At 67.6% G+C, this 18,002-nt stretch carries 8 protein-coding genes, 3 rRNA genes and 2 pseudogenes; 5 read left to right on the top strand and 8 right to left on the bottom strand.

What is annotated here, in order from left to right; translation table 11 throughout:
* Positions 1-115: 115 nt before the first annotated feature.
* From E4N62_RS00065 to mtnA, 4 genes are read right to left on the bottom strand one after another with little or no spacing between them, the layout of a single operon-like run.
* Entirely contained in the window at positions 116-1,942 is a 1,827-nt protein-coding gene (locus E4N62_RS00065; protein WP_230211381.1) for an LpqB family beta-propeller domain-containing protein, read from the bottom strand.
* Positions 1,932-4,025 carry an MtrAB system histidine kinase MtrB gene (gene mtrB, locus E4N62_RS00060; RefSeq protein ID WP_230211380.1) on the bottom strand — a complete coding sequence of 698 codons (2,094 nt, stop codon included), beginning with the start codon at positions 4,023-4,025 and terminating at the stop codon, positions 1,932-1,934. The genes E4N62_RS00065 and mtrB overlap by 11 nt, the downstream gene beginning before the upstream one ends.
* Position 4,026: 1 nt before the next feature.
* Entirely contained in the window at positions 4,027-4,716 is a 690-nt protein-coding gene (gene mtrA, locus E4N62_RS00055) for a two-component system response regulator MtrA (protein WP_189823911.1), read from the bottom strand.
* Positions 4,717-4,724: 8 nt separating this feature from the next.
* Positions 4,725-5,870 (bottom strand): S-methyl-5-thioribose-1-phosphate isomerase, encoded by a 1,146-nt coding sequence (gene mtnA, locus E4N62_RS00050; RefSeq protein WP_230211379.1) that lies wholly within the window; start codon positions 5,868-5,870, stop codon positions 4,725-4,727.
* A gap of 140 nt (positions 5,871-6,010) precedes the next feature.
* Between mtnA and E4N62_RS00045 the strand changes: the two are divergent.
* The 5 genes and pseudogenes from E4N62_RS00045 (at position 6,011) to E4N62_RS00025 (ending at position 11,614) form a co-directional block, all read left to right on the top strand.
* Positions 6,011-7,401, top strand: a pseudogene (locus tag E4N62_RS00045) (glycerophosphoryl diester phosphodiesterase membrane domain-containing protein).
* A 40-nt stretch (positions 7,402-7,441) separates the two neighbouring features.
* Entirely contained in the window at positions 7,442-8,128 is a 687-nt protein-coding gene (locus tag E4N62_RS00040) for a DUF4129 domain-containing protein (protein WP_230211378.1), read from the top strand.
* 49 nt (positions 8,129-8,177) lie between these two features.
* Positions 8,178-9,315 (top strand): annotated as a pseudogene (locus tag E4N62_RS00035) (DUF4350 domain-containing protein).
* Positions 9,315-10,304 carry a MoxR family ATPase gene (locus E4N62_RS00030; RefSeq protein ID WP_230212321.1) on the top strand — a complete coding sequence of 330 codons (990 nt, stop codon included), beginning with the start codon at positions 9,315-9,317 and terminating at the stop codon, positions 10,302-10,304. Before E4N62_RS00035 ends, E4N62_RS00030 begins: the two are co-directional and overlap by 1 nt.
* Positions 10,304-11,614, top strand: a complete 1,311-nt coding sequence (locus tag E4N62_RS00025; protein WP_230211377.1) for a DUF58 domain-containing protein — start codon at positions 10,304-10,306, stop codon at positions 11,612-11,614. The genes E4N62_RS00030 and E4N62_RS00025 overlap by 1 nt, the downstream gene beginning before the upstream one ends.
* 127 nt (positions 11,615-11,741) lie before the next feature.
* Here the strand turns inward: E4N62_RS00025 and rrf are convergent.
* From rrf to E4N62_RS00005, 4 genes are all read right to left on the bottom strand, one after another.
* A 5S ribosomal RNA gene (gene rrf, locus E4N62_RS00020) occupies positions 11,742-11,858 on the bottom strand.
* Positions 11,859-11,953: 95 nt separating this feature from the next.
* A 23S ribosomal RNA gene (locus tag E4N62_RS00015) occupies positions 11,954-15,075 on the bottom strand.
* 308 nt (positions 15,076-15,383) lie between these two features.
* A 16S ribosomal RNA gene (locus E4N62_RS00010) occupies positions 15,384-16,909 on the bottom strand.
* The 16S, 23S and 5S rRNA genes sit together here, the layout of an rRNA operon.
* 602 nt (positions 16,910-17,511) lie before the next feature.
* On the bottom strand, positions 17,512-18,002 hold a 491-nt coding region (locus E4N62_RS00005), incomplete at its 5' end, for a stage II sporulation protein M (RefSeq protein WP_230211376.1).

The following is an 18,002-nucleotide window of genomic DNA, read 5'->3' as shown; positions in this document are numbered from 1 at the left end:
CCTCAGCCTCGGTCGGCCCCCGGCCCCGGCACAAAGTCGACCCACCGGCGTCGAGACTCCGGCGAGCCCACGAACCGGTGCCGGCTCCGACGAGACGAGGCACCGTCACCCGGCCTCACCCCGGATAGACCGGCGCCGACCCCTCCTTGACCACCGTCTGCCACTGCTGGCCCGGCGACAGCCGTACGATCCCGTCGGCCGAGTGCACGACCAGCGGCTGGCTCTCGTCCTCGGACGCGGCGATCTCCTCCACGCCGGTGAGCGCGGAGGGCCCGGAACCCGGTATCGGGGAGCCGTCGACCCGGACGTACCGCATCTGCTGCACCCCACCGGGTTCGCGCCCCACGACCACGAGCTGGCTGTCGCCGGCCCACGACATGGCGGTGACGTCCTCCAGGTCCGGCGTCACGGACCGCAGTTCGACGATCGAGACGGTGGTGCCCTCCGCGTCGGCGTCCCGCTCGATGCGCCCGATGTAGAGCGCCCGCTTACCCTTGGTCTCCAGGATCAGCGCGATGCGCACCCCGTCGGCGGCCACCCGCACCGCCTCGATGCGCCCGTCGAGGTTGGGCGTCCGGACCTCCAGCGGCTCACCCATACCGTCCGCCAGGACCAGCAGCCGCGGCTTCTCGGGATCGCGGTCGGCCACCCACAGGTCGCCCCGCCCGTCCCAACTGGGCGTCGTCAGCCGGTCCTTCGCGGTGGCACCACCGCTGCGCAGCACGGGATCGCCGAGCGTGCCCCCGGCCGTCAGCGGTGTCACATACAGCTCGCTGCCGTCGGCCGACACCCCCGCCGCCCGGTCCTCACCACGCGACACGGCCGCGGCCCTCAGCTGCTTCTCGCCTTCACCGAGCGCCCCGGGAACGGGCGACGGCGTCGTCACCGGATCCCGATCGGACAGCCGCACGAGCTTGTGGTCGCCGTCGATGAGGTACTCGTACCCCGCGCCCCCGTCGGCGCCGTGCGAGGCGACCGTACTGGCGTCGTTCTCTCCGAGCGCACACAGCAGGGCTCCGTTCGACCCCTGCAGCTCCACCTCGTCCACACCCGTGGGCATGTAGTCCTGAAGCGTGAACAGGAGTTGGGCCGCCATCTCCCGGCACCTGCTGTCCGAGACGCGGTCGGCCTTCTTGTTCAGGGGCACGACCAGCCTGTTCTGGTCGTCGGGCGTCAGGGCCTTCGTGCCCTTCAGCAGGGCCGTACCGGACGGGAAACTCGTCCTCGCGACCGGGTTGAGCCAGCTGGTGGGGCCCTTCAGCAGATCCCGGACCACCTGGGTCACCGGGTCGACCTGGCTGCGCACGTAGACGGGGTCGGCGACCGTCCCCGGCTCACCGGACTGCGCGGCGGAGGTGAAGTAGTACTTGTTGATGGACTCGTAGTTGCGCTCGAAGTCCGAGCGGCCGAGCACCACACCCTGCGGCAACTCGTCGATGCGCCACTGCCCGGTCTCCTTCACGCGTGTGAGGTGCACGGGCTCGCGGTACTGACCGCCGGTGGGCGTGTACGCGTGCTGCCCGTCGACCCGGGCGACGTTCTTCCCGGACAGCTCGAACCCGTACTCGTCGGCCTCCGGCCGCTCCCCCGTGACCCGGGTGAAAGCGGTGGGCGCCTCGTCGAGGACGGTGGTCGACCGCGCCGGGTCCCAGGTCTTCCGCGCGTCACCCGTGAGGTACTTACGGGCCGTCTCGTAGTTCAGATCGTCGCTGGTCAGGGCCTCCAGGAAACCCCGCACGATCTCCTGCGGCTCGGCGTCCGGTGCGGGCGGCAGCGCGAAGACCCGCACCTTGGCGTCCTGCCTTGGCGTGGACTCGACATCGCCCATGTTCCCGCTGTCCGGCATCGAGGCGCACCCCGCCAGCAGTACGGCACCGATGCCGACGTACGCCGTCGCCCGCACCGGACGCCTGCGGCCGCGTTTCGCGCGGTCAGCGTCCACGGAATGCCTCCCCCTGATCGTGCTGCCGCTCGACGGCGCTCTCGGTCGGCTGCTCCTCGGCGCGGCCCTCGCGTCCTTCGCCGTCCCCGGTCCGCCGCGCGGGCACCGCCGGGGACGGGGTCGCGGACGGTGTACCGGGCCGGGGCACCACACGCGCGCCGCTGCCCGGCAGTGCCGTCGGGTCCGCCGTGGGGGCCTGTCCGGCGCCCGGCCGGGGCCCTATGGCCGTCCGCGCGCCGGCGTGCTCACCGGCCTGGACCGGCACTGTGGCGAGCTTGCCGCCACCGCCGAGCGGCAGACCGGCGTCGCTGAGTCCGCGGTTGCGCCGGGAGTCCTTCGGTTCCAGCGGTATCGGGGACCCGCGCAGCGGCTCGTCCGCCGTCCTCGGCAGCGTGAGCCGGAACTGGGAACCGCCGCCCGGCTCACCCCACGCCTGCAGCCAGCCCCCGTGCAGCCGGGCGTCCTCCAGGGCGATCGACAGCCCCAGACCCGTACCACCGGTGGTACGCGCGCGTGCCGGGTCCGCCCGCCAGAAGCGGCTGAACACCCGCGTCGCCTCGCCCGGCTTGAGTCCCACTCCGTAGTCCCGCACCGCGACCGCCACCGCGCCGCCGGCCGCCGCGAGCTTGACCACGACGTCCTTGCCCTCGCCGTGCTCCACGGCATTGACCACGAGGTTGCGCAGCACCCGCTCCACCCGTCGGGCGTCGGCCTCGGCCACGACGGGCTGCTGGTCCCCCAGCACCCGTATCCGGGTCCCCTTGCGCTCGGCGAGCGGCTCGGCCCCGCTGACGACCTTCCGCACGACCTCGCGCAGATCTATCGGCTCGGCCTCCAGGGCCGCCGCACCCGCGTCGAACCGGCTGATCTCCAGCAGGTCCGCCAGCAGTGACTCGAACCGGTCCAACTGATCGGCCAGCAGCTCGGCCGACCGGGCGGTCACGGGGTCGAAGTCCACGCGCGCGTCATGGATGACGTCCGCCGCCATCCGCACCGTCGTCAGCGGCGTCCGCAGCTCGTGCGACACGTCGGAGACGAACCGCCGCTGCATCCGCGACAGGTCCTCCAACTGCTGGATCTTCAGCTGGAGGTTCTGCGCCATCTTGTTGAAGGCCTCGCCGAGCCGCGCGATGTCGTCCTCGCCGCTGACCTTCATCCGCTCCTGAAGACGCCCGGCGGACAGCCGTTCGGCGATCCCCGCCGCCATCCGCACGGGCGTGACCACCTGCCGCACCACCAGCCAGGCGATCGCCCCGAGCAGCACGACCACGAACAGCCCGGCCGTCGCCAGCGTCCCCTTGACCAGACTCAGGGACTTCTCCTCCTGAGTGAGCGGGAAGAGGTAGTACAGCTGATACTGGTTTCTCTTGGGGTCGCTGACCTGCTTGCCGATGATCAGCCCCGGCTGGGACTCCTGACCGTTGTCGTAGTGGATCCGCGTATAGCTCTGGACGGCACTGGTGCCGTCGTCGACCCGCTCACGCAGCTCCACGGGCACACTGAGGTCCCATTGCACACCCCCGGAGGCGCGCGGTGCGAGCCCCCCGGTGCCGCCGTCGGCGGAGGCGGGACTGAGGGTCACGACGTCGAACGCGCCCTGGCCACCACTGGAGAGCGAGTCCACCAGGGTGGTCATCCACTCGACGACGTTCTGCGACCGGTCGCCGCCCGGCTCCGTGCTGTCGTTCCCCGTCCCGTCCGCGTCGCTGACCGCCTTCTGCTCGGCGACGGTGAAGCCACCGGTGGCCTGGCTCTGCGAGGCCTTGACCTTGGCATCCAGCAGCCCGTTGCGGACCTGCCCGATGACGACGAAGCCCAGCAGCAGCACGACGCTGAGCGACATCAGCAGGGTCGTCACCACGATCCTGAGCTGGATGTTGCGTCGCCACAGCCGCATCACGGGCAGCACCGGTCGACGCACCCAGCGCATGAACAGCCTCAGGACCGGGCTGCCCTGGACCCCGCCCTGCAGCAACCCGCCGTCGAGGAGGCGCCCCCAGCGGGAACCCGACTTCCGGCCGACAGGCCGCTCCGCGCGGGTCCCCGGCTGGCCGGGCGCCGAAGCGGCACTGTCACCGGACATGTCAGCTGGGCCCTGCCTTGTATCCGACGCCACGGACGGTCACCACGATCTCCGGCCGCTCCGGGTCCTTCTCGACCTTGGAACGCAGCCGCTGCACGTGAACGTTCACCAGACGGGTGTCCGCCGCGTGGCGGTACCCCCAGACCTGCTCCAGCAGGACCTCCCGGGTGAACACCTGCCACGGCTTGCGCGCCAGCGCGACCAGCAGATCGAACTCCAGCGGCGTCAGCGCGATGGACTGCCCCTCGCGCTTCACGGAGTGCCCGGCCACATCGATGACCAGATCACCGATGGCGAGCTGCTCCGGCGCCGGCTCCTCCGACCTCCGCAGCCGCGCCCGGATCCGGGCGACCAGCTCCTTCGGCTTGAAGGGCTTCACGATGTAGTCGTCCGCGCCCGACTCCAGGCCCACGACCACATCGACGGTGTCGCTCTTGGCCGTGAGCATCACGATCGGCACCCCGGACTCCGCCCTGATCAGACGGCACACCTCGATCCCGTCCCGGCCCGGCAGCATCAGATCCAGCAGCACCAGGTCCGGTTTGGCCTCACGGAACGCGGCCAGCGCCTTGTCGCCGTCGGCTACGAAAGACGGCTCAAAACCTTCACCACGCAACACAATGCCGAGCATCTCGGCCAGTGCGGTGTCGTCGTCGACGACAAGGACTCGTCCCTTCATGAATGCCATCATCCCATTAACTAAATCGTTACCTGGCGTGACCTGTCACACAGCCCTGCCAGCGCCTCACCGGTCACTGGCGAAACAACCCCTTCCTCGGTGACGATCGCCGTCACCAACTCGGGCGGCGTCACATCGAACGCCGGGTTGTACGCCTGGGTCCCCAGGGGTGCCACCGCGATCCCACCTCCCGCTTCCGCTCCCGCCACCGGCACCTGCGGTGCCGTGATCTCCGTCACTTCATGACCCGCGCGCTGCTCCACCTCGATGGACGCCCCGTCCGGGGTGCCCGGATCCACCGTCGTCACCGGCGCCACCACGATGAACGGCACATGGTGGTACCGGGCGAGCACCGCGAGCGGATAGGTCCCGACCTTGTTCGCCACCGAACCGTCGGCGGCGATCCGGTCGGCACCCACCAGCACGGCGTCCACCTCACCCGCGGCGAACAAGGAGCCCGCGGCATTGTCCGTCAGCAAGGTGTACGCCATTCCGCTGCGCGCCGCCTCATAAGCGGTCAGCCGGGCGCCCTGCAGCAACGGCCGCGTCTCGTCCACCCACAGCCGCCGCAGCCGCCCCACCCGGTGCGCCGCGAGCGCCACCGCGAACGCCGTGCCCTCACCACCCGAGACCAGCGCCCCGGTGTTGCAGTGCGTGAGCACCCGGTGCCCACCGCCCGGCAGCAGCTCGTCGAGCAGCGCCAGCCCGTGCGCGGCCATACGGGTACTGGCCTCGGCGTCCTCCCGGTGCAGCGCCCGCGACGCGGCGAGAGCCGCCTCCGCGGCCTGCTTCTGGTCCCCCGTGCGACCGAGCTCGGCCCGGTGCGCGGCCCGAGCCCGTCGCACCCCGACCGCGAGGTTCACCGCGGTGGGCCGGGCACCCTCCAGCGCGTCGGCGGCGTCCTCCACGTCGAAGCCCCGCGCGGCGGCGAGCGCGACGCCGTACGCCCCGGCGATCCCCAGGAGCGGCGCCCCGCGCACGGCGAGCGAACGGATCGCCTCCACCAGCGCGGGCGCGTCCGTGCAGACCAGCTCGACCTCCTCGGCCGGCAGTCTCGTCTGGTCGAGAAGGACCAGGACGGGGCCTTCGGGTGGCTCGTCCCAACGGATCGCCGGTATCTCGGTCGGCCGGATGTCGTCGCCGGATCGCGCGTACTGAGCAGCCATGCGGTCAGTCTGCCCCGTATCCATCGGACAATTGAAGGTGCGCAGCGGATACGGCCCCCGGTCACGTCCCGGACACCGCGTGGCACGATGGGCGCCAACCTGCCGCCGCGACCGCGGACGAGCACCGTGAAGGAGCGACGATGAAGGACACTCCGGGCTGGGCCTCGCCCGGATCCGCCCCCTCGGGCGGCGAGCAGCCGGACCAGCAGGACGCCGCACAGCCGACGGACCCGACCGGCACCGGCCAGGCGCAGCCGGCGGACCGGCCCGGCACGGACCAGGCGCAGCCGCCGTCCAAGTGGTCCAAGGCCCAGCCGCCGCCCGCCCAGTGGTCCGCTCCGAACCCGCAGGCCCCCGGCCAGACCTCGCCACCACCGCCCGTCCCGGGCTGGGGCGGCCACCCCGGCCCTCAGCCCCCGGCCCCGGCGGCTACGGCCCGCCCGGCGGCCCCGGAGCCCCCGGCGGCCACCCCGGATACGGCGCCCCCGGCCCCGGCTACGGCGCTCCCGGCTGGGGCGGCGGCTGGGGAGGCCCGCCACCCGCCGCGAAGCCCGGTGTGATCCCGCTGCGCCCGCTCGGCATCGGCGAGATCCTCGACGGCGCCGTCTCCACCATGCGCACGCACTGGCGCACGGTCCTCGGCATCTCCCTGGCCGTCGCGGTCGTCACCCAGATCGGGGTCATCCTGCTCCAGGGCCTCGTCCTCAACGACACCGCGAGCACGGACGCCCTCGACGACCCGACCGCCACCCCCGGCGAACTGGGCCGCGCCCTGGGCGACACCCTGCTGAGCACCTCCGTCGTCATGGTGATCTCCCTGCTGGGCACCATCATCGCGACGGCCCTGCTCACGACCGTGACCAGCCGCGCCGTCCTCGGCAAGTCGGTCACCACCGCCGAGGCCTGGCGGGACGCCCGCCCGCAGCTCCTCCGACTGGGCGGCCTGACCGTCCTGCTCCTCGTGATCGCCGGCCTGATCATGACCGTGGGCATCACCCCCGGCGTCCTGGTCGCCGCGGGCGGCTCCACCGGAGCCGGTGTACTCCTCGCCCTCCTCGGCGGCCTCGGTGCCTTCGTGCTCACCGTGTGGCTGATGATCCGCTTCTCCCTCGCCTCTCCCGCCCTGATGCTGGAGAAGCAGGGGGTCCGCAAGTCGATGAGCCGCTCGGTCAAGCTCGTGCGCGGCTCGTGGTGGCGCGTCCTCGGCATCCAGCTGCTCGCCGCGATCATCGCCTACGTCGTCGCGTCGATCGTCGTGATCCCCTTCTCCTTCGCGGGCGCTGCCCTCGACGGCGACGGCATCTCCGGCCTCCTCGCCACCGGCGGAACCGCGCTGGGCTGGACCTACCTCGTCATCAGCGGCGTCGGCGCGGTGATCGGCTCCACCCTCACCTTCCCGATCAGCGCCGGCGTCACCGTGCTCCTCTACATCGACCAGCGCATCCGCCGCGAGGCCCTCGACCTCGAACTGGGCCGCGCCGCCGGCCTCCAGGGCTACGGTGACGCCCCGGGCGTCACCCCGGGGAGCTGATGGGGTGACACGGTCGGGGGGAGCACTGACAGCCGTACCGATGTCGTGGCTCACGGCGGACGAGCCGCCCATCACCCTCCCGCGCGATCCCGCGCGGGAGGCGGCCCGACGCGAGCTGTCCAAGGGCATGTACCACCAGAACGACCCCAGCTGGTACGAGCGCGCCCTGGACGCCTTCTGGGAGTGGCTCGACAAGGTGTTCGGCGCCGCCTCCACCGCCACACCCGGCGGCACACTCGGCCTCGTCGTCATCGTCCTGGCCGTGCTCGCCCTCCTCGGAGCACTGTGGTGGCGCCTCGGCACCCCTCGCCGCGCCCCCACCTCCTCCGCCGTGCTCTTCGACGACCGGCCCCGCAGCGCCGCGGAACACCGCGCCGCCGCCGAGGCCCAGGCCGCCCAGGGCCACTGGAACCAGGCCGTCCAGGAACGCATGCGCGCCGTCGTCCGCTCGCTGGAGGAACGCGCCCTGCTCGACGTGCGCCCCGGCCGCACCGCCGACGAGGCGGCCTCCGAGGCGGGCTCGGTGCTCCCCGCCCACACGGACCGACTGCACACCGCCGCCCGGGACTTCGACGACGTCACGTACGGCGGCCGCTCAGCCGCCGAAGGAACGTACCGCCGCCTCGCCGACCTCGACACCGACCTGAGCGCACCCGGCCCGCCCGGCGAGCAGCACCCCAGCACCGCGAGCACGGCCCGGAACACCCACCCGGGAGCCGCCGAATGACCACCGGGACCACGCCCCCTCCACCTCGGTCTCGCCCACGGCCCGTCAGGTGTGGACCCGCGCGCGGTGTCGTCCTCGCGGCGGTCGTCCTCCTGGCGGCCGCAGCCGTGATCGCCGTGATCCGCTCCGGCGCGGAACACGGCCGCCTGGACCCCCGCTCCGCCGACACCGACGGCAGCCGCGCCGTCGCCGAACTCCTCGACGACCGGGGCGTGTCCACCCGGCTGGTCACCACCCTCGACGAGGCACGCGCCGCCGCCGGCCCCGACACCACCCTCCTGATCGCCGTCCCCGACCTGCTCACCGACTCGCAGCAGCGCAGCCTTCGCGAGGCGACCGAGGCCTCCGGCGGCCGCACGGTCCTCGTCGCCCCCGGCCCGCCGTCCGTGCACACCCTCGCCCCCGGAGTCACCGCCGACGCGGCACTCAGCCTCGACTCCACCCTCAGGCCCCGCTGCGAACTGCCCGCCGCCCGCCGAGCGGGCAGCGCCGACACCGGCGGGCTCCGCTACCACGTCACCGCGCGCGCGGCCGACGCCTGCTACCCCGAGGACGGCCTGCCCACCCTGGTGCGCGTCCCGGCGGCCGAGGGAGACGGCGACACCGTCGTCCTCGGCGCCCCCGACATCCTCCTCAACAGCAGCCTCGACGAGCAGGGCAACGCCTCCCTCGCCCTCCAACTCCTCGGCTCGCGCCCCCATGTGGTCTGGTACCTCCCCTCGCTCTCCGACGACTCGGCCCCCGACGCGGGCAACCGCAGCTTCTTCGACCTGCTCCCCTCGGGCTGGTTCTGGGGCACCCTGCAACTCTTCGTCGCCGGAGCCCTCGCCGCCCTCTGGCGGGCACGCCGACTGGGCCCCCTGGTGCCCGAGAAACTCCCCGTCGCGATCCGCGCCTCCGAGACCGTCGAAGGCCGCGCCCGCCTCTACCGCAAGGCCAACGCCCGCGACCGCGCGGCCGCCGCTCTTCGCTCCACCACCCGCACGCGCCTCGCCCCCCTCGTAGGTGTCCCCGTCTCCCGAGCTCACACGCCCGAGGCCCTGCTCCCCGCCCTGTCCACGCACCTCCACGGCGACGGACAGCCCCTGCACGCCCTCCTCTTCGGCCCGCCGCCCGGCGACGACAAGGCCCTCATCGCCCTGACCGACCAACTCGACGCCCTCGAAAGAGAGGTACGCCGTTCATGATGGACCCGACCACTGACAACGCCGGGACCACCGGGGACCCGGGCACCGCCCGTGCCTCCCTGGAGGCACTGCGTGCCGAGATCGCCAAAGCCGTGGTCGGCCAGGACCCCGCCGTGACCGGTCTCGTCGTCGCCCTCCTCTGCCGCGGACACGTCCTGCTGGAAGGAGTCCCCGGGGTGGCCAAAACGTTGCTCGTGCGGGCTCTCGCATCAGCGCTCGATCTCGACACCAAGCGCGTCCAGTTCACCCCGGACCTGATGCCGAGCGACGTCACCGGCTCACTCGTCTACGACACCCGCACCGCCGAGTTCTCCTTCCAGCCCGGCCCGGTCTTCACCAACCTCCTCCTCGCGGACGAGATCAACCGCACCCCGCCGAAGACCCAGTCCTCCCTGCTGGAGGCCATGGAGGAACGCCAGGTCACGGTCGACGGCACCCCCCGCCCGCTCCCGGACCCGTTCCTGGTCGCCGCGACCCAGAACCCCGTCGAGTACGAGGGCACCTATCCCCTCCCCGAAGCCCAACTGGACCGTTTCCTCCTCAAACTGACGGTCCCCCTCCCGTCCCGGCAGGACGAGATCGACGTCCTCACCCGGCACGCCGAGGGCTTCAACCCCCGCGACCTGCGCGCCGCCGGCGTACGCCCCGTCGCGAACGCCGCCGACCTCGAAGCCGCCCGCACCGCCGTGGCCAAGACGACGATCTCCCCCGAGATCACTGCCTATGTGGTGGACATCTGCCGCGCCACCCGCGAATCCCCGTCCCTCACCCTCGGCGTGTCCCCCCGAGGGGCCACGGCCCTCCTCGCGGCATCCCGCGCCTGGGCCTGGCTGACGGGCCGCGACTACGTCATCCCCGACGACGTGAAGGCACTCGCACTCCCGACCCTGCGCCACCGCGTCCAACTCCGCCCCGAGGCCGAGATGGAGGGTGTGACGGCCGACTCGGTCATCAACGCGATCCTTACCCACGTCCCCGTGCCCCGCTGATGGCCCCCACCGGACGCGCCGCACTCCTCGCGGCTCTCGGCACCCTCCCCGTCGGCATCTGGGAACCCAGCTGGACGGGCATCCTGGCCGTGAACGCCCCGCTGGCCCTGGCCTGCGCCTGTGACTACGCCCTCGCCGCACCCGTGCGCCGCCTGGGCCTCCTACGCTCCGGCGACACCTCCGCACGCCTGGGCGAGACCGCGGACGTCACCCTCACGGTCACCAACCCCTCCGGCCGGCCCCTGCGCGCCCACGTCCGTGACGCCTGGCCCCCCAGCAGCTGGCTCCCCGGCACCGAAGTGACCGCGTCCCGCCACCGGCTCACGATCCCCCCGGGCGAGCGCCGTCGCATCACCACCCGCCTGCGCCCCACCCGCCGGGGCGACCGCCAGGCGGACAGGGTCACGATCCGCTCGTACGGCCCTCTCGGGCTCTTCGCCCGCCAGGGCAGCCACCGGGCGCCCTGGACCGTACGGGTGCTCCCCCCGTTCACCAGCCGCAAGCACCTGCCGTCCAAACTGGCCCGCCTGCGTGAACTGGACGGCCGCACCAGCGTCCTGACCCGGGGCGAGGGCACGGAGTTCGACAGCCTCCGCGAGTACATCCCCGGCGACGACACCCGCTCCATCGACTGGCGCGCCACAGCCCGACAGTCCTCGGTGGCCGTACGCACCTGGCGTCCCGAACGCGACCGCCACATCCTCCTCGTCCTGGACACCGGCCGAACCTCGGCGGCCCGTGTGGGCGACGCCCCCCGCCTCGATGCCTCCCTGGACGCGGCTCTGCTCCTGGCGGCCCTGGCCTCCCGCGCCGGCGACCGCGTGGACCTGCTGGCCTACGACCGTCGCGTACGCGCCCTGGTCCAGGGCCGCACAGCGGGAGACGTCCTCCCGTCCCTGGTCAACGCCATGGCTCTGCTGGAACCCGAGCTCGTCGAAACGGACGCCCGGGGCCTCACCGCCACCGCGCTCCGTACGGCGCCTCGCCGAGCCCTGATCGTCCTCCTCACCACCCTCGACGCGGCCCCCGTCGAACAGGGCCTCCTCCCCGTCCTCTCCCGCCTCACCCAACGCCATACGGTCGTGGTGGCCTCCGTGGCAGATCCGCACATCGCCCGCATGGCGAACTCCCGAGGCACCACGGATGCGGTCTACGAGGCCGCCGCGGCCGCCCAGGCACAAGCGGACCGCCACCGCACTGCCGATCAACTGCGTCGCCACGGCGTCACGGTCGTCGACGCGACACCCGACAACCTGCCGCCGGCTCTGGCAGACGCCTACCTGTCACTGAAGGCTGCCGGACGCCTCTAATTCCCATTCCCATTCCCATTCCCATTCCCATTCCCATTTCATTCCCGTGGAGGGGGACGGCCGGCAAAATCAGCCGTAAATGCAGAAAGCCCCCGCCGGTAACCCGGCAGGGGCTTTCTCAAAAATTGTTCGGCGGCGTCCTACTCTCCCACAGGGTCCCCCCTGCAGTACCATCGGCGCTGTAAGGCTTAGCTTCCGGGTTCGGAATGTAACCGGGCGTTTCCCTCACGCTATGACCACCGAAACACTATGAAACTATGAATACCGCACCATCCCTCGTGACCATGAGAAATGGGGTTGTTCGTGGTTTCAGAACCAACACAGTGGACGCGAGCAACTGAGGACAAGCCCTCGGCCTATTAGTACCAGTCAACTCCACCCGTTACCAGGCTTCCATATCTGGCCTATCAACCCAGTCGTCTACTGGGAGCCTTAACCCCTCATGGGGGTGGGAGTCCTCATCTCGAAGCAGGCTTCCCGCTTAGATGCTTTCAGCGGTTATCCCTCCCGAACGTAGCCAACCAGCCATGCCCTTGGCAGAACAACTGGCACACCAGAGGTTCGTCCGTCCCGGTCCTCTCGTACTAGGGACAGCCCTTCTCAAGACTCCTACGCGCACAGCGGATAGGGACCGAACTGTCTCACGACGTTCTAAACCCAGCTCGCGTACCGCTTTAATGGGCGAACAGCCCAACCCTTGGGACCGACTCCAGCCCCAGGATGCGACGAGCCGACATCGAGGTGCCAAACCATCCCGTCGATATGGACTCTTGGGGAAGATCAGCCTGTTATCCCCGGGGTACCTTTTATCCGTTGAGCGACGGCGCTTCCACAAGCCACCGCCGGATCACTAGTCCCGACTTTCGTCCCTGCTCGACCCGTCGGTCTCACAGTCAAGCTCCCTTGTGCACTTACACTCACCACCTGATTGCCAACCAGGCTGAGGGAACCTTTGGGCGCCTCCGTTACCCTTTGGGAGGCAACCGCCCCAGTTAAACTACCCATCAGACACTGTCCCCGATCCGGATCACGGACCCGGGTTAGACATCCAGCACGACCAGACTGGTATTTCAACGACGACTCCACCCGAACTGGCGTCCGAGCTTCACAGTCTCCCAGCTATCCTACACAAGCCGAACCGAACACCAATATCAAACTGTAGTAAAGGTCCCGGGGTCTTTCCGTCCTGCTGCGCGAAACGAGCATCTTTACTCGTAGTGCAATTTCACCGGGCCTATGGTTGAGACAGTCGAGAAGTCGTTACGCCATTCGTGCAGGTCGGAACTTACCCGACAAGGAATTTCGCTACCTTAGGATGGTTATAGTTACCACCGCCGTTTACTGGCGCTTAAGTTCTCAGCTTCGCCACCCCGAAGAATGACTAACCGGTCCCCTTAACGTTCCAGCACCGGGCAGGCGTCAGTCCGTATACATCGCCTTACGGCTTCGCACGGACCTGTGTTTTTAGTAAACAGTCGCTTCTCGCTGGTCTCTGCGGCCACCCCCAGCTCACCGAGTAAATCGGATCACCAGGCGTGGCCCCCCTTCTCCCGAAGTTACGGGGGCATTTTGCCGAGTTCCTTAACCATAGTTCACCCGAACGCCTCGGTATTCTCTACCAGACCACCTGAGTCGGTTTAGGGTACGGGCCGCCATGAAACTCGCTAGAGGCTTTTCTCGACAGCATAGGATCATCCACTTCACCACAATCGGCTCGGCATCAGGTCTCAGACTTAATGATGTGCGGATTTACCTGCACACCGTCCTACACCCTTACCCCGGGACAACCACCGCCCGGGATGGACTACCTTCCTGCGTCACCCCATCACTCACCTACTGCAAGTCTGGTTCGTCGGCTCCACCACTCCCCTTCACCCGAAGGATCCGGGACGGCTTCACGGACTTAGCATCGCCTGGTTCAATGTTTGACGCTTCACAGCGGGTACCGGAATATCAACCGGTTATCCATCGACTACGCCTGTCGGCCTCGCCTTAGGTCCCGACTTACCCTGGGCAGATCAGCTTGACCCAGGAACCCTTGGTCAATCGGCGCAAACGTTTCTCACGTTTGTATCGCTACTCATGCCTGCATTCTCACTCGTGAACCGTCCACAACTCGCTTCCGCGGCTGCTTCACCCGGCACACGACGCTCCCCTACCCATCCCAGCGGGCGTTGGCCCTCATGCTGGAATGACACGACTTCGGCGGTACGCTTGAGCCCCGCTACATTGTCGGCGCGGAATCACTAGACCAGTGAGCTATTACGCACTCTTTCAAGGGTGGCTGCTTCTAAGCCAACCTCCTGGTTGTCTCTGCGACTCCACATCCTTTCCCACTTAGCGTACGCTTAGGGGCCTTAGTCGATGCTCTGGGCTGTTTCCCTCTCGACCATGGAGCTTATCCCCCACAGTCTCACTGCCGCGCTCTCACTTACCGGCATTCGGAGTTTGGCTAAGGTCAGTAACCCGGTAGGGCCCATCGCCTATCCAGTGCTCTACCTCCGGCAAGAAACACACGACGCTGCACCTAAATGCATTTCGGGGAGAACCAGCTATCACGGAGTTTGATTGGCCTTTCACCCCTAACCACAGGTCATCCCCCCAGGTTTTCAACCCTGGTGGGTTCGGTCCTCCACGAAGTCTTACCTCCGCTTCAACCTGCCCATGGCTAGATCACTCCGCTTCGGGTCTTGAGCGTGCTACTGAATCGCCCTGTTCGGACTCGCTTTCGCTACGGCTACCCCACCCGGGTTAACCTCGCAACACACCGCAAACTCGCAGGCTCATTCTTCAAAAGGCACGCAGTCACGAGAACAAGGCAAACCTCGTTCCGACGCTCCCACGGCTTGTAGGCACACGGTTTCAGGTACTATTTCACTCCGCTCCCGCGGTACTTTTCACCATTCCCTCACGGTACTATCCGCTATCGGTCACCAGGGAATATTTAGGCTTAGCGGGTGGTCCCGCCAGATTCACACGGGATTTCTCGGGCCCCGTGCTACTTGGGTGTCTCTCAAACGAGCCGTACAGATTTCAGCTACGGGGGTCTTACCCTCTACGCCGGACCTTTCGCATGTCCTTCGCCTACATCAACGGTTTCTGACTCGTCTCACAGCCGGCAGACTGTGAAAAAGAGATCCCACAACCCCGTATACGCAACCCCTGCCGGGTCTCACACGCATACGGTTTGGCCTCATCCAGTTTCGCTCGCCACTACTCCCGGAATCACGGTTGTTTTCTCTTCCTGCGGGTACTGAGATGTTTCACTTCCCCGCGTTCCCTCCACACTGCCTATGTGTTCAGCAGCGGGTGACAGCCCATGACGACTGCCGGGTTTCCCCATTCGGAAACCCCCGGATCAAAGCCTGGTTGACGACTCCCCGGGGACTATCGTGGCCTCCCACGTCCTTCATCGGTTCCTGGTGCCAAGGCATCCACCGTGCGCCCTTAAAAACTTGGCCACAGATGCTCGCGTCCACTGTGCAGTTCTCAAACAACGACCAACCACCCATCACCCCGAACCAGTAGATTCGAGTGCACTGGGGCCGGCACTGAAGGCAGCCATACGGCCGTGCCCTCAGACACCCAACAGCGTGCCCGACCAGATTCCGTCCGGAGATCATGTTTTCCACGCTCTTGCGAGCAGTACTAACAGCCTCCGGCCCGTGAAACCGGCCGAATAATCAACGTTCCACCCATGAGCAACCACCGTCGGACGTTCGCCGACGTTGTGGCCCTGGCTGCCTTGCGGCAGCTAGATGCTCCTTAGAAAGGAGGTGATCCAGCCGCACCTTCCGGTACGGCTACCTTGTTACGACTTCGTCCCAATCGCCAGTCCCACCTTCGACAGCTCCCTCCCTTACGGGTTGGGCCACCGGCTTCGGGTGTTACCGACTTTCGTGACGTGACGGGCGGTGTGTACAAGGCCCGGGAACGTATTCACCGCAGCACTGCTGATCTGCGATTACTAGCAACTCCGACTTCATGGGGTCGAGTTGCAGACCCCAATCCGAACTGAGACAGGCTTTTTGAGATTCGCTCCGCCTCACGGCTTCGCAGCTCATTGTACCTGCCATTGTAGCACGTGTGCAGCCCAAGACATAAGGGGCATGATGACTTGACGTCGTCCCCACCTTCCTCCGAGTTGACCCCGGCAGTCTCCTGTGAGTCCCCATCACCCCGAAGGGCATGCTGGCAACACAGAACAAGGGTTGCGCTCGTTGCGGGACTTAACCCAACATCTCACGACACGAGCTGACGACAGCCATGCACCACCTGTACACCGACCACAAGGGGGCGACCATCTCTGGCCGTTTCCGGTGTATGTCAAGCCTTGGTAAGGTTCTTCGCGTTGCGTCGAATTAAGCCACATGCTCCGCTGCTTGTGCGGGCCCCCGTCAATTCCTTTGAGTTTTAGCCTTGCGGCCGTACTCCCCAGGCGGGGAACTTAATGCGTTAGCTGCGGCACCGACGACGTGGAATGTCGCCAACACCTAGTTCCCACCGTTTACGGCGTGGACTACCAGGGTATCTAATCCTGTTCGCTCCCCACGCTTTCGCTCCTCAGCGTCAGTAATGGCCCAGAGATCCGCCTTCGCCACCGGTGTTCCTCCTGATATCTGCGCATTTCACCGCTACACCAGGAATTCCGATCTCCCCTACCACACTCTAGTCTGCCCGTATCGAATGCAGACCCGGGGTTAAGCCCCGGGCTTTCACATCCGACGCGACAGACCGCCTACGAGCTCTTTACGCCCAATAATTCCGGACAACGCTCGCGCCCTACGTATTACCGCGGCTGCTGGCACGTAGTTAGCCGGCGCTTCTTCTGCAGGTACCGTCACTTTCGCTTCTTCCCTGCTGAAAGAGGTTTACAACCCGAAGGCCGTCATCCCTCACGCGGCGTCGCTGCATCAGGCTTTCGCCCATTGTGCAATATTCCCCACTGCTGCCTCCCGTAGGAGTCTGGGCCGTGTCTCAGTCCCAGTGTGGCCGGTCGCCCTCTCAGGCCGGCTACCCGTCGTCGCCTTGGTGAGCCGTTACCTCACCAACAAGCTGATAGGCCGCGGGCTCATCCTTCACCGCCGGAGCTTTCCACCACCAAGAGATGCCCCTAGTGGTTGTATCCGGTATTAGACCCCGTTTCCAGGGCTTGTCCCAGAGTGAAGGGCAGATTGCCCACGTGTTACTCACCCGTTCGCCACTAATCCCCACCGAAGTGGTTCATCGTTCGACTTGCATGTGTTAAGCACGCCGCCAGCGTTCGTCCTGAGCCAGGATCAAACTCTCCGTGAATGTTTACCGGTAATCCGGTACACACACACGAGAGCGGAACCACCGGAGGAATAGTCCGATGGTTCACAGCATCCTCGCTGTGTTTGTTTCAAAGGAACCTCGCCCCAACCGGAATCGGCTGGGAACGGGGTGTCAACATATCTGGCGTTGATTTTTGGCACGCTGTTGAGTTCTCAAGGAACGGACGCTTCCTTTGTACTCACCCAAGCTGTTCTCGGGCTTTCCTCCGGGCAGTTTCCCTTCGGTCTTGCTGTCTTGCGTTTCCAACCCTACCAGATCCGTTTTCCGATCCGTTTCTGGTCGGAATTCTTTTCCGGTGGCCGTTGGAGGGCCTTACCTAATTGATTGCCTTGCGGCTTTCTTTCGGCGAGTCCGACTTTATCAGAAGTTTTTGACCGGACTAACCGGGCGTTCATTCCTGATTCATCGGGTGGACTCGCTCGGAAATGTTGCATTCACGAGGAGTCGGTAGATTTTTACCGCTGCCCTGGGGTATGACCACCTCTAGGCAACTGTTCGAATCTACCTCCCCACATCGGCCGTGTCAACGGCTCCTGCGGGAACGAAGAGGAGACTAACAGCCCGACGGGGGTGGACGCACATCAGGCGGCGGTGGGGACCGCGGCGCTGCGTTCGTGCTCCTCGACATCGCCCGTGTCACCGGCCCGGACGGCGCGTCCGCCCAGGACGTAGACGTACGCGAGGAAGGCGAGTTCGGCGAGGACTCCGATGGTGATGCGGGCCCAGGTGGGGAGGCCGGACGGGGTGACGAAGCCTTCGATGGCGCCGGACACGAAGAGGACCAGCGCCAGGCCTATCGCCATCCCGAGGGCGGCTCGCCCCTCCTCGGCCAGGGCGGACCGGCGGGTGCGGAGCCCTGGGTCGATGACGGTCCAGCCGAGCCGCAGCCCGGTGCCGGCGGCCACGAAGACGGCCGTCAGTTCCAGCAGGCCGTGCGGGAGGATCAGGCCGAGGAAGACGTCGAGGCGGCCGGCCGAGGTCATCAGGCCGATGCCGACGCCCAGGTTGAGCATGTTCAGGAGCAGGATCCAGAGGACCGGTAGGCCGAGGAAGATCCCCAGGACCAGGCACA

It is taken from the genome of Streptomyces sp. MNU76 (assembly GCF_020982545.1).
GTDB lineage: Bacteria > Actinomycetota > Actinomycetes > Streptomycetales > Streptomycetaceae > Streptomyces.
Note: the sequence above shows the minus strand (reverse complement) of the source record. Positions and strands in the feature narration are given on the sequence as shown.

Coding starts and splice junctions, on each gene's coding strand:
- mtrA (WP_189823911.1), bottom strand. CDS start 4,716: ATGATGGCATTCATGAAGGGACGAGTCCTTGTCGTCGACGACGACACC.
- E4N62_RS00040 (WP_230211378.1), top strand. CDS start 7,442: ATGTCGTGGCTCACGGCGGACGAGCCGCCCATCACCCTCCCGCGCGAT.
- E4N62_RS00030 (WP_230212321.1), top strand. CDS start 9,315: ATGGACCCGACCACTGACAACGCCGGGACCACCGGGGACCCGGGCACC.
- mtnA (WP_230211379.1), bottom strand. CDS start 5,870: ATGGCTGCTCAGTACGCGCGATCCGGCGACGACATCCGGCCGACCGAG.
- E4N62_RS00025 (WP_230211377.1), top strand. CDS start 10,304: ATGGCCCCCACCGGACGCGCCGCACTCCTCGCGGCTCTCGGCACCCTC.
- mtrB (WP_230211380.1), bottom strand. CDS start 4,025: ATGTCCGGTGACAGTGCCGCTTCGGCGCCCGGCCAGCCGGGGACCCGC.